Here is a 12,414-nt window from a genome sequence, read left to right as displayed (position 1 = left end):
GAGATCGGGTCGGACCGTAACGAGGTTGGCACTTCGGAAGTCAACGTGATCATCTGCTTTCGACCGGTTATGTGGTGAAACGTGTAGCCGATCATCCGACCCGGAGTGGGTCGGTCGTGCCCGTACCCGGAGTACACCGGCGATGCCGCAAGATGGTCTCCGTGCGGGCTGAGCTGAGCAGGCGGCTGGTCGAGGCGTTCCGGTGGACCGACCCGGGGCCGGAGAGCACGCACCTGGTCAGCGACGTCTCCGGCTGGTGGCGGGACGGGACGATTCTCGCCGGGCTCGGCCCGGCCCTGGCCGAACCGTTCCGGGCGGACCCACCCACCGTCGTGGTCGCGCCCGAGGTCACCGGCCTGCTGCTCGGGCCACTGGTGGCGACCGCGCTGGGCGTCGGGTTCGTCCCGGCCTACAAGAACACCGGCGAGCGGCGGATCGCCGAGCCGACCACCTGGGCGTGGACCGGGTCCGACTACCGGGGCCGCCGGCTGGCTCTCGGGGTACGCAACCGGCACCTGGGACCCGGCGATCGGGTACTGGTGGTGGACGACTGGGTGGCCAGCGGCGCCCAGGTACGCGCCCTGCACGAGATCGCCGCCCTACGCGGAGCCACCGTGCTCGGCACGACCTGCCTGGTCACCGAGGCAGCGCCGGAGGTGGCGGCGGAACTGCGGCTCGACAGCCTGCTCACCCCGGCCGACCTGGACCGCTGAGCCGACCGGCAGCACTCCCGGACGCTCGCTCCCGGGCGTGCACAGCGGCGGCACCGGGAGGCGATTTCTCCTGGTACGACGGTTATCCACAAGCGCGACGCGGTTCTCCACAGGTTGTTCACAACGTGATCGAGGTTCCCGCACGCAGGCTTTCTACAGTCAGGCCATGACGGAACGCCGAATCCTGGTCGTGGAGGACGAGCGCACCATCGCCGAGTCGGTGGCTGCCCGACTCCGAGCCGAGGGCTTCGTGGTGGAGATCGCCCGGGACGGGCCGGGCGCGGTCGAGGCGTTCCGGAACAGCCGGCCGGAGCTGGTCGTCCTCGACGTGATGCTGCCCGGCTTCGACGGCCTGGAGGTGTGCCGACGGATCCAGGCCGACCGGCCGGTACCGGTGCTGATGCTGACCGCCCGGGACGACGAGACGGACCTGCTGGTCGGGCTCGCCGTCGGCGCCGACGACTACCTCACCAAGCCGTTCTCGCTGCGCGAACTCGCCGCCCGGGTGCACGCGCTGCTGCGCCGGGTCGACCGGGCCGCGACCTCGGCCCGCAACGGCGCCGAGATCCTCCGGCTCGGCGACCTCGAAATCAACCAGGCCGAGCGACGGGTCCGCCGCGACGGGGTCGAGGCGCACCTGACCCCGACCGAATTCGACCTGCTGACGCACTTCGCCAACCGGCCCCGGATGGTACTGCCCCGGGAACGGCTGCTCGCCGACGTCTGGGGCTGGGCCGACAGCTCGGGCACCCGCACCGTCGACAGCCACGTCAAGGCGCTGCGCCGCAAGCTCGGCGCCGATCTGATCCGCACCGTGCACGGAGTCGGCTACGCGTTGGAGGTACGGCCGTGACAAGCTTCTGGACCGGCGTCAACCGGACGATGGACGCACTGCCCCGACCGCTGGACCCGATCTGGTCGATAAAGCTGAAGCTCGGCATCCTGATCGTCGGCTCGGGTGCCGCCGGGATGACCGTCTTCATCATCGGCATCGGCTGGCTGCCACCCTGGACCACCGGGACGGCCATCGGGCTGGCGCTGCTCACCTCGCAGGTGCTGGCCCACGGCATGACCTCACCGCTGCGGGAGATGACGGCGGCGGCCCGGGCGATGGCCCGGGGTGACTACACCCGGCAGGTCCGGGCCAGTTCCCGGGACGAGGTCGGCACCCTGGCCGCCGCGTTCAACCAGATGGCCGGGGACCTGGCCGAGGCCGACCGGCGCCGCCGCGAGCTGATCGCGAACGTGTCGCACGAGCTGCGTACCCCGATCACCGCTCTCCAGGGCGTACTGGAGAACATCGTCGACGGGGTGGCGGAGCCGGACCTGCCGACGCTGCGGGTCGCACTGGCCCAGACCGAGCGGCTCGGTCACCTCGTCGCCGACCTGCTCGACCTGTCCCGCCTGGACGCCGGGGTGCTGCCACTACGCCGGGAGAACGTCGACGTGGCGGAGTTCCTGGACGAGGTGATCCAACAGGCCACCGTCACCGCGGCCGGGGCGGGGCGCAACGTCCGGTTCGAGGTACGCCAGCAGTCCGCACGGTTGACCGTGCAGGCCGATCCGCGCCGGCTGCACCAGGTCTTCGCCAACCTGCTGGACAACGCCGCCCGGCACAGTCCACCCGGCGGCCGGGTACTGGTCGCCGCGCAGCGGGTCGGTGACGAGCTGCGGTTCGAGGTGACCGACGAGGGCGAGGGAATCCCGGCCCGGCTCCGGCCGGAGGTGTTCGAACGCTTCACCCGGGGCGAGCGGACCAGCGACGGCGGCACCGGGCTGGGCCTGGCGATCGCGCACTGGGTGGTGGAACTGCACGGCGGCAGCATCGCCGTCGCCGACCGTCCGCTGATCGAGCCCGGTACGACGAACCGCGCCGACCGCCCGGTCGGCTGCCAGATCCGGGTGAGCCTGCCGATGGTGGCGCCGCCCGACGGGGACCACTCCGCCCTACTGGTGGAACAACGTTGAACGAGGTGGAACCGACGATGAACGACCGGCCGACCGGACCGACGACTTCCACGCCGACCCCGACGCCGACGACAGCGGCACCGGTCGCCCCCGCGAATCCGACCCACCCCCCGACCCAGGGCCAGCCGCCGACGCAGAACCATCCGCCGACCCAGGGCCAGCCCTCAGCACAGAGCCAGCTTCCAGCACAGGGCCAGCTTCCAGCACAGGGCCAGCCCCCAGCACAGGGCCAGCCCCCGACCCAGAGCCAGCCCTCAGCCCAGGTCCGGCCGGCGGCACAGGGCCGACCCGTGCCGCCCGGTCAGGCCGGGGCGTACCATCCCGCCGCGCCCGGTGGCTGGGCGGTGCCGACGTGGCCGCCGCAACCGCCTCCGCCGTCCTGGATCGCGACCCGCTGGCCCGGACCGGCCGGCGGCCCGGCCCAGCCGGTACTGGTCGGAGTGGCCGCGGCGGCCGCCGTGGCCGCGGTGAGCCTCCCGCTGACCCGTCCCGGGCTCGGCTGGCTGGTCGCCGGTGTGGCGGGAACGGCGGCACTGGTCACCGCCGCCCGGCCCAGCCGACCTGCCGGGAGCAGCTCCCACGGCGTCCACCCGACCGCGCCGCCCCAACCGGCAACTCCGCAACCCCAACCGGCAACCCCGCAACCCCAACCGGCAACCCCGCAACCCCACCTGACAACCCCGCAGCCCCAACCGGCAAGCCCGCAGCCCCAACCGGCAACCGCAGCGCCGCCCCGGCAGGCCGGTGGGTGGCGGCGGATCGGCTGGCTACGGCCGTTCTGGGCCGCCACCACCGTGGCGCTGCTCGGCGTCGGCACCATCCGGGCGGCGGGCTGGCTCTTCGTACTCTGCCTGCTCACCTCGGCGGTCACCGCGACGCTGACCCTCACGGACGGCCGGTCGGTACGCGCGATGCTGCTCTCCGCCCTGGTCCCGCCGACGGCTGTGATCCGGTCGATGCCGTGGCTGGCCAAGGGGCTGGCCCGGACCTCACGGTCGGGCCGGGGACCGGCGATCGGCCGTACCCTGGTCAGCGTCCTGGTCTCGATCGGCCTGCTGGTCCTCTTCGGCCTGCTCTTCTCCTCCGCCGACGCGGCCTTCGCCGGGCTGGTGGACCGGCTCCTGCCGGAACTGTCCGGCGCCACCGTGTTCCGCTGGGTGTTCGTCTTCGGGGCGGTCGGCGCGGCGCTGCTCGGTGCGGCGTACGTGCTCGCGGCCCCGCCGGACCTGACCGGGATGGCGTCCGGCCCGAGCCGGCGACGGCTGCGCCGGGCCGAGTGGGTGCTGCCGATCGGGCTGCTCGTCGTACTCTTCGCCGGGTTCGTGGCGGTCCAGGTCACCACCCTCTTCGGCGGTTCGGACCACGTACTGCGCACCGCCGGGCTCAGCTACGCCGAGTACGCCCGGCGCGGCTTCTGGCAACTGCTCGCGGTCTCCCTGCTCACCCTGCTGGTGATCGGTGCCGCCGCCCGCTGGGCGCCCCGGGAGAGCCGGGCCGACCGGGCGCTGATCCGGATCCTGCTCGGCGGGCTCACCCTGCTCAGCCTGGTGGTGGTGGCCTCGGCGCTGTTCCGGATGGACGTCTACGCCGACGCGTACGGCGCGACCCGGCTCCGGCTGCTCGTCGCCGTCTGCGAGGCGTGGTTGGGCCTGCTCTTCCTGCTGGTCGCGGTGGCCGGGGTACGGCTGGCGGCCCGCTGGCTGCCCGGGGTGGCGGTCGGTACGGCGGTACTCGCGCTGCTCGCCCTGGCGGTGGCGAACCCGGACCGGCTGATCGCCGAACACAACGTCGACCGGTACCAGCGGACCGGCCGGATCGACGTGGACTATCTCACCGGGCTCTCCGCCGACGCCGTACCGGCGCTGGACCGGCTGCCGGGCGAGCTGCGCGACTGCGCGCTGTGGCAGTACGAGGACGACCTGCCGCCGGACGACTGGCGGGAGACCAACCTGGCCCGGATCGAGGCCCGGCGGATCATCGCCGAGCATCCGCCCGCCAACCGGACGTTCTGCCCGGTCACCCAGCCCCGCTGGTGACTTGACATTCCCGGCCAGCCGGTGAGACTGCCGAGGTGGCCATCCCCATCGATCCGCAGCCGGAGCCGGGGCCGCCCGGACCGCCGCGCCGGACCCGGGTGGTGCTGGCCGAGGTGGCCCGCAGCGGCACCGGCGCCGAGCGGACCCGGGCCGAGCTGACCCAGCAGACCCAGGTCGGCGAGGCGCTGCTGCGGGGGCTGATCCGCGCCCAGCTTGCCCTCGCGTTGCGGTTGTCGCTGGTGGTCGGGATCGGGCTCGGCGGGCTGCCGCTGCTCTTCGCGATCGCCCCGGAGGTCGGCACGGCGAAGCTCTTCGGGGTCAACCTGCCCTGGCTGCTGCTCGGGGTGGCCGCCTTCCCGTTCCTGGTCGCGGTCGGTTGGGCGTACGTGCACCTGGCGGAGCGCAACGAGCAGGACTTCACCGACGTGGTGCAGCGGCCGGAGCGTTGAGGTGGGCAACGTCTACACCGTGCCGGCGATCATCGTGGTCACCCTGGTCACGGTGGCGATCGGCTTCTACGGGCTGACCCTGGCCCGGACCACCTCGGACTTCCTGGTGGCGTCCCGGATGGTCAGCCCGACCTGGAACGCGGCGGCGATCGGCGGGGAATACCTCTCGGCCGCCTCGTTCCTCGGCATCGCCGGCCTGATCCTCAAGTACGGCGTGGACGTGCTCTGGTATCCGGTCGGGTTCGCCGCCGGCTACCTGGCGCTGCTGCTCTTCGTGGCCGCGCCGCTGCGCCGCTCCGGGGCGTTTACCCTGCCCGACTTCTGCGAGCTGCGGCTCGGCTCCCGCCGGCTGCGCAAGCTGGCCACCGCCTTCGTGGTCTTCATCGGCTGGCTCTATCTGGTGCCGCAGTTGCAGGGGGCCGGGCTGACCCTGACCACGGTCGCCGGTGGGCCGTACGAGCTGGGTGCGCTGCTGGTCGGCGCCGTGGTCACCGCCAACGTGGCGCTGGGCGGGATGCGCGCGGTCACCTTCGTGCAGGCGTTCCAGTACTGGCTGAAGCTCACCGCGCTGGCCGTACCCGCGATCTTCCTGGTGTTGCAGTGGCAGGCGGACGCCCGACCGCCGGTGACCCCGGTCGGTGGTCCGGTCTTCCCGGCCGCGACCACCGTCGTGGTCGAGGAGCCGGCCAGGCTCACCCTGCCGGACGGCTCCTTCCGGGAGGTACGCCCCGGCGAGGAGCTGAGCTTCGCGGCCGGTGAGCCGGTGCCGGAGGTCTCCGGCGTGCAGGCCGCCAGGGGAGCGGACTGGCTGCTGCCGAGCATGGCCGGCAACGACGACCGGGGGCTCTTCGCCACCTACTCGCTGATCCTGGCGACCTTTCTCGGCACGATGGGGCTGCCGCACGTACTCGTGCGGTTCTACACCAATCCGGACGGCGCGGCGGCCCGGCGTACCACCCTGGTGGTGCTGGCCCTGGTCGGCGCCTTCTACCTCTTCCCCACCCTGTACGGCGTCCTCGGCCGGATCTACACCCCGCAACTGCTGCTGACCGGGCGGACCGACGCGGTGGTGGTACTGCTGCCCGGCGCGGCGCTCGGCGACGGCCTGACCGGGCAGTTGCTGGCCGCCCTGGTCGCCGCCGGTGCGTTCGCCGCCTTTCTCTCCACCTCCTCCGGCCTGCTCACCAGCGTGGCCGGGGTGCTCTCCACCGACGTGCTCGGCCGTGGCTCGGTACGCGACTTCCGGCTGGCCACGATCGTCGGCGGGCTGGTGCCGATGGTGCTGGCGCTGAACGTCTCCGGGTTGGACGTCTCCCAGGTGGTGGGGCTGGCCTTCGCGGTCGCCGCGTCGAGCTTCTGCCCGCTGCTGGTGCTCGGCATCTGGTGGCGCGGCCTGACCGACGCCGGGGCGGCGGCCGGGATCCTGGCCGGCGGGGGCGCGGCGGTCGGGGCGGTGCTCTTCACCGTGGTCGGGCCGGAGCTGGCCGGCTGGCCGGCCGTGCTGATCGCCCAGCCGGCCGCCTGGACGGTGCCGCTGGCCTTCACCGTGATGGTGACCGTCTCGCTGGCCACCCGGCGCCGGGCGCCGACCGACATCGCCGCGACGATGCTGCGGCTGCACGCCCCGGAGACGCTGCGGCTGTGACGCTGTCCGGGCATCGCCGCCGCCCGGGCGGGACCGCCGGCACAATGGGGCGGTGAACCGAGCCGAGTCGCCGGGTGGGCAGATCCATCACACCGACCCGTTCGCCACCCCGGAGCGGGACCGCTCCCCGGTGCGTCGGCTGCGCGGCCGGCTGCCGGCGCCGGTGACGCTCTGGACGGCGTACGCGGGGACGACCCCGACCGGCGAGCCGACCGGTCCGGCGGGGCTGACCGTCTCGTCCACCCTGGTCGCCGACGGTGAGCCGGGTCGACTGCTCGGACTCGTCGACGAGGAGTCGGAGCTGTGGGCGGCGGCGTCCGGCAGCGGCCGGTTCGCGGTGACGCTGCTCGGCCCGGCCCACCGGCAGCTCGCCGACCGGTTCGCCGGGCTGTTCCCGGCCCCGGGCGGGCTCTTCGCCTCCGGTGAGTGGACGGGTACGCCGTACGGGCCGGTGCCGGGCGGGGCGCGGGCCGGGATCGGCGGCTGGGCCGGCTGCCGGCTGGACGGCGCCCGGGAGTACGGCTGGGCGCTGCTGGTCGAGGCCACCATCGAGACGGTCGAGCTGGCCGAGGCGGCGGCACCGCTGCTGCACCACCGCGGCCGCTACCGCGACCTGGCGGGTTGAGGGCTAACCCGGCCGGTTAGCGGTTCACCCGGCCGGTTCACGTTTCGCCCGGCGGGTCGACGGCGCGCCTCGGCGGACGACCGCGGGGCGCGCTTTCCGCACCGTCGCAGGCTGCGGGCGTGTCGCCAAGCGGCGTGACCGGGGTCACTGGGCGCAGCCACCGGCCCGTTCGGCGCAGCCGCCGACCAGGCTCCGGATCACTGCTTTCCGATGTCCGGACGGCTCCATACGGTGCGCGGAAACTCCCCTGCCCCTGCGAAGGTGGTGAGACCAGCATGTCTACGGACACTCCCGCACCGGCCAGCGCACCCCCGGACCGGTACGTCGCCGCACAGCGATCGGACGAGTTCGTCGGGTTGCGCAAGGCGCTGCGCGGCTTCGTCTTTCCGATGACCGTGGCGTTCTTTCTCTGGTACGCGCTCTACGTGATCCTCTCGGCGTACGCGCGCGGTTTCATGGGCACCAAGATCGTCGGCAACATCAACGTGGCCCTCGTCTTCGGGCTGTTGCAGTTCGTCTCCACCTTCCTGATCGCCTGGCTCTACTCCCGGTACGCCGAGCGGAGGTTGGACCCGACCGCCGACAAGATCCGTGAGGAACTCAACGGCGTGACGGACGAGCGGAAGGAGGAGGCGGCCTCATGAGTCGAGACGTCCTCGCCGGGTTCACCCTGGCGGCGGAGGCGGGGAGCAGCAGCACCGCCCGTACCCTGACGATCACGCTCTTCCTGGTCTTCGTCGCGGTGACCCTGGCGATCACCATCTGGGCCAGCCGGCAGACCAAGACGGCCACCGACTACTACGCGGGCGGCCGCTCGTTCTCCGGCTTCCAGAACGGCATGGCGATCGGCGGCGACTACATGTCGGCCGCGTCGTTCCTCGGCATCGCCGGCATCATCGCGCTGTACGGCTACGACGGCTTCCTCTACTCGATCGGGTTCCTGGTCGCCTGGCTGGTCGCCCTGCTGCTGGTGGCGGAGCTGCTGCGGAACTCGGGTCGCTACACGATGGCCGACGTGCTCGCGTTCCGGATGCGGCAGAAGCCGGTCCGGACGGCGGCGGCGGTCTCCACGATCACCGTCTCGATCTTCTACCTGCTGGCCCAGATGGTCGGCGCGGGTGCCCTGGTGGCGCTGCTGCTGGGCATCCGGCCGGGCACCACGTTCCTCGGCATGGACGCGGACGCGGCGAAGATCGCCACCATCATCATGGTCGGTGCCCTTATGATCATCTATGTCACGGTCGGTGGCATGAAGGGCACCACCTACGTGCAGATCGTCAAGGCGTTCCTGCTGATGGGCGGCGCCCTGGTGATGACGATCCTGGTGCTGGCGCACTACAAGTTCAACCTCTCCAACCTGCTCGGCGACGCGGCGAACGCCTCCGGCAAGGGTCAGGCGTTCCTCGAACCGGGGCTGCGGTACGGCGTCGAGGTCGCCGGGGACGCGACGAAGACCTTCTACAACAAGGTCGACCTGCTCTCCCTCGGCATCGCCCTGGTGCTCGGTACGGCCGGCCTGCCGCACATCCTGATCCGCTTCTACACCGTGCCGACCGCCAAGGCGGCCCGGAAGAGCGTGCTCTGGGCGATCGGCATCATCGGCACCTTCTACCTGTTCACCCTGGCCCTCGGCTTCGGCGCGGCGGCCCTGGTGGGCCGGGAGGCGATCACCGCGCAGGACGCGGCCGGCAACACCGCGGCACCGCAGCTCGCCGAGGCGCTCGGGGTCGACTTCTTCGGCGGCGACGTCGGCGGGGCCGCCCTGCTCGCGGTCATCGCGGCGGTGGCCTTCGCCACCATCCTCGCGGTGGTCGCCGGGCTCACCCTGGCCTCCTCGTCCAGCCTGGCGCACGACTTCTACGCCAACGTCATCAAGGGCGGCGAGGCGTCGGAGCGGCAGGAGGTCAACGTGGCCCGGGTCTCGGCCCTGATCATCGGCGCGATCTCGATCGTGCTGTCGATCTTCGCGCAGAACCTGAACGTGGCGTTCCTGGTGGCGCTGGCCTTCGCGGTGGCGGCCTCCGGCAACCTGCCGGCGATCCTCTACAGCCTCTTCTGGCGCAGGTTCAACACCTCGGGTGCGGTCTGGGCGATCTACGGCGGTCTGATCAGCGCCGTCGGGCTGGTGTTCTTCTCCCCGGTGGTCTCCGGGGCGCCCACCGCGATGTTCCCGGACCACGACTGGCAGTGGTTCCCGCTCTCCAACCCGGGCATCATCTCCATCCCGATCGGCTTCCTCTGCGGTTGGATCGGCACGATCATCTCGAAGGAGCTGGACGAGGACAAGTACGCCGAACTGGAGGTCCGTTCCCTCACCGGCGCCGGGGCGCACTGACCGGCGACTCCGGAAAAGATCACGGATAGTCAGATCTGCACAACGGGTGGTGTCGGGCCGAAAGTGGCCCGGCGCCACCCCTTCGACTCCTCCCGTGCGGACCATCTCCGGCCGGGTCCCTCGGCCAGCCGGAGATCAGCCCTCTGGGTAGGCTGGGCCTATGGTGGTAGCCCAGCGTTTCGGAGCGGAACACCGGATCCTCGTCACCGGCGGTGCCGGATTCGTCCCATCCCACCTGGTCGACGCGCTGATCGCGCGGGGCTGCACGGTGGTCGCGGTGGACAACTTCGTCACCGGCTCCAAGGAGAACGTCGCCCACCTGGCGGAGCACCCCCGGTTCACCCTGGTCGAGGCCGACGTCTCGGAAGGGCTTCCGGCGCACCACCCGGCGATGGCCGAGCGGTTCGACGCCATCATGCACCTGGCCTCGCCGGCCAGCCCCACCGACTTCGCCACGCTGCCGATCGAGATCCTCCGGGTCGGTTCGCTGGCCACCCTGCACCTGCTCGACCGGGCCGTCGCCGACCGGGCCCGGTTCATCCTGGCCTCCACCTCCGAGGCGTACGGCGACCCGCAGGTGCACCCGCAGGTCGAGACGTACTGGGGCAACGTCAACCCGATCGGCGTACGCAGCGTCTACGACGAGGCCAAGCGGTTCGCCGAGGCGAGCACGATGGCGTACCACCGCTACCACGGGCTCGACGTCGGCATCGTCCGGATCTTCAACACGTACGGCCCCCGGATGCGGCCGGACGACGGGCGGGCGATCCCCACCTTCATCACCCAGGCGCTGCGCGGCGAGCCGCTGACCGTGCACGGCACCGGCGCGCAGACCCGGTCCATCTGCTACGTCAGCGACCTGGTCCGGGGCATCCTGCTGCTGCTCGACTCCACCGAGACCGGCCCGATCAACTGCGGCACCGAGCACGAGGTGTCGATGCGCGAGCTGGCCGAGACGATCGCCGGGTTGGCCGGAAGCGGCTCGCAGGTGACCTATGTCACCCGGACCGCCGACGACCCGGAGATGCGCCGGCCGGATCTGACCCTCGCCCGGGAGCGGCTCGGCTACGAACCCGAGGTGACCCCGGCCGAGGGGCTGCGCCGGACGATCGAGCACTTCAGCCAGCGGTTGGCGGGCTAGCGGAGGATACCCGGCTCGCGCCAGCCGGGCCGTGGCACACAGCGGTTTCTTGGTTCCGCTACGTACCCTGAGGGCATGTTCGCAAGCCCTCCCCCGAACGCGACCGGCAGTTCGTACCGGATGACGGCCGGCGGATCCGCCGGCCGGTCCTCCGTGCCCGGCCAGGGCCGGGCGACCGGACCGGGCCGGATCTCCGGCCGGGCGCAGGTGTCCGGCGTACCAGGTCAGGCCCGTCCATTCGACTCGCCGGCCGGTCCCGGCGGCGGTGGCCCGGGCGGTCCCGGCGGCCCGGGTCTGCCCGGCGACCCCGGCCGGCGCGGCCCACGCCCCCGGTGGGGCCGGATCGCACTGGTCGTCGGCGTCGCGGTGCTGGTGCTCGGCCTGCTCACCAGCGGTGGCCTCTGGCTCTACGTCAGGGGGCTCGACAAGGACCTGGCCCGGACGGACCCGTTCGCCGAGCTGGCCGACGGGCGGCCGAAGTCTGTCAGCGGCGCGTTGAACATCCTGCTGGTCGGCAGCGACTCCCGGGACCCGGACGCCCCGATCAACGAGGCCAGCAAGTGGCGGGCCGACACCATCATCGTGATGCACATTCCGGCCAGCCACGACAAGGCGTACCTGGTCTCGGTGCCCCGGGACCTCTACGTGCCGATTCCGGAGAACGCCAAGGCGGAGTGCGGCAGCGGCGAACGGGGCAAGATCAACGCGGCCTTCGCGTTCGGCGGCCTGCCGCTGGCGGTACGCACCGTGGAGTGCTTCACCGACGTCCGGATCGACCACGTGATGGCGATCGACTTCGCCGGCTTCAAGGAGGTCACCGACGCCCTCGGCGGGGTCGACCTGAAGGTCGAGCGGAACATCACCTCGATCCACAAGCCGTACCGGAAGTTCACCAAGGGCGTCAACCACATGAACGGGGCCGAGGCGCTGGACTGGATCCGGCAGCGCAAGCAGTTCCCGGACGGCGACTTCGCCCGGATGCGCCACCAGCAGGAGTTCCTGCGGGCACTGATGGACAAGGCGGCCAGTACCGGCACGCTGACCAACCCGGGCAAGCTGAACGCCTTCCTCAAGTCGGTCACCAACGCGGTCACCGTCGACGAGGGCTTCTCGCTGGTCGACATGGCGATCCAGTTCCGCAACCTGCGCGGCGACAACCTCCGGTTCATCACCAGCCCGCACAACGGCAGCGAGACCATCAACGGCGAGTCGGTGGTGGTGTCGGACCGGGAGAAGGCGCTGGGCATGTACCGTGCGATGGCGGCGGACACAATGGACGAATGGGTCGCGGCTAACGTCGCTCCGACTCCGACTCCGGCCAACGGCGGCTGAGCCGACCGGCGGGGGCCGGCCGACTTCCGGGTCGAACCGCCCGCGCGGCGGTTGAACCGATCCGCGCGCGTACCCGTAGATGAACAGGAGCAGGTAACGTAATTGAATTCGGGGCGACTGGCGGGTGTCCGCACCATGTCACGCGTCCCGCCCTCACCCCCGACCCTGGA

Annotated in this window: 10 protein-coding genes and 1 pseudogene; all 11 read left to right on the top strand. The window is 71.9% G+C overall.

Features of this window, described 5'->3' with window-relative positions; translation table 11 throughout:
- Positions 1-161 precede the first annotated feature (161 nt).
- The 11 genes and pseudogenes from C6W10_RS30690 (at position 162) to C6W10_RS30640 (ending at position 12,244) form a co-directional block, all read left to right on the top strand.
- Positions 162-713 carry a phosphoribosyltransferase family protein gene (locus tag C6W10_RS30690; RefSeq protein WP_199853018.1) on the top strand — a complete coding sequence of 184 codons (552 nt, stop codon included), beginning with the start codon at positions 162-164 and terminating at the stop codon, positions 711-713.
- Positions 714-879: 166 nt separating this feature from the next.
- Entirely contained in the window at positions 880-1,566 is a 687-nt protein-coding gene (locus C6W10_RS30685; protein WP_107262579.1) for a response regulator transcription factor, read from the top strand.
- Between the two features lie 29 nt (positions 1,567-1,595).
- The gene (locus tag C6W10_RS30680) at positions 1,596-2,681 is read left to right on the top strand and encodes a HAMP domain-containing sensor histidine kinase (protein WP_107264416.1); all 1,086 of its coding nucleotides are present in this window, start codon (positions 1,596-1,598) and stop codon (positions 2,679-2,681) included.
- A gap of 344 nt (positions 2,682-3,025) precedes the next feature.
- On the top strand, positions 3,026-4,717 hold the full coding sequence (locus tag C6W10_RS30675) for a DUF4153 domain-containing protein (protein WP_234361489.1): 1,692 nt from the start codon (positions 3,026-3,028) through the stop codon (positions 4,715-4,717).
- A 41-nt stretch (positions 4,718-4,758) separates the two neighbouring features.
- Complete coding sequence (locus tag C6W10_RS30670; RefSeq protein WP_369931440.1) at positions 4,759-5,166, top strand: hypothetical protein; 408 nt, start codon at positions 4,759-4,761, stop codon at positions 5,164-5,166.
- Position 5,167: 1 nt separating this feature from the next.
- A complete protein-coding gene (locus C6W10_RS30665) occupies positions 5,168-6,811 on the top strand; it encodes a cation acetate symporter (RefSeq protein ID WP_107262578.1) in 1,644 nt (547 codons plus the stop codon).
- A gap of 70 nt (positions 6,812-6,881) precedes the next feature.
- Positions 6,882-7,436, top strand: a pseudogene (locus C6W10_RS30660) (flavin reductase family protein); the annotation flags it as partial.
- 275 nt (positions 7,437-7,711) lie between these two features.
- Positions 7,712-8,080 (top strand): DUF485 domain-containing protein, encoded by a 369-nt coding sequence (locus tag C6W10_RS30655; protein ID WP_107262576.1) that lies wholly within the window; start codon positions 7,712-7,714, stop codon positions 8,078-8,080.
- Positions 8,077-9,771 (top strand): cation acetate symporter, encoded by a 1,695-nt coding sequence (locus tag C6W10_RS30650; protein WP_107262575.1) that lies wholly within the window; start codon positions 8,077-8,079, stop codon positions 9,769-9,771. Before C6W10_RS30655 ends, C6W10_RS30650 begins: the two co-directional genes overlap by 4 nt.
- A 160-nt stretch (positions 9,772-9,931) precedes the next feature.
- Positions 9,932-10,912 (top strand): GDP-mannose 4,6-dehydratase, encoded by a 981-nt coding sequence (locus C6W10_RS30645; RefSeq protein ID WP_107262574.1) that lies wholly within the window; start codon positions 9,932-9,934, stop codon positions 10,910-10,912.
- A 75-nt stretch (positions 10,913-10,987) separates the two neighbouring features.
- Positions 10,988-12,244, top strand: a complete 1,257-nt coding sequence (locus C6W10_RS30640) for an LCP family protein (RefSeq protein ID WP_107262573.1) — start codon at positions 10,988-10,990, stop codon at positions 12,242-12,244.
- Positions 12,245-12,414: the final 170 nt, after the last annotated feature.

It is taken from the genome of Plantactinospora sp. BB1, assembly GCF_003030385.1.
Taxonomy (GTDB): Bacteria; Actinomycetota; Actinomycetes; order Mycobacteriales; family Micromonosporaceae; genus Plantactinospora.
The sequence above is the reverse complement of the archived record's forward strand: the minus strand, read 5'-3'. Positions and strand labels throughout refer to the sequence as shown.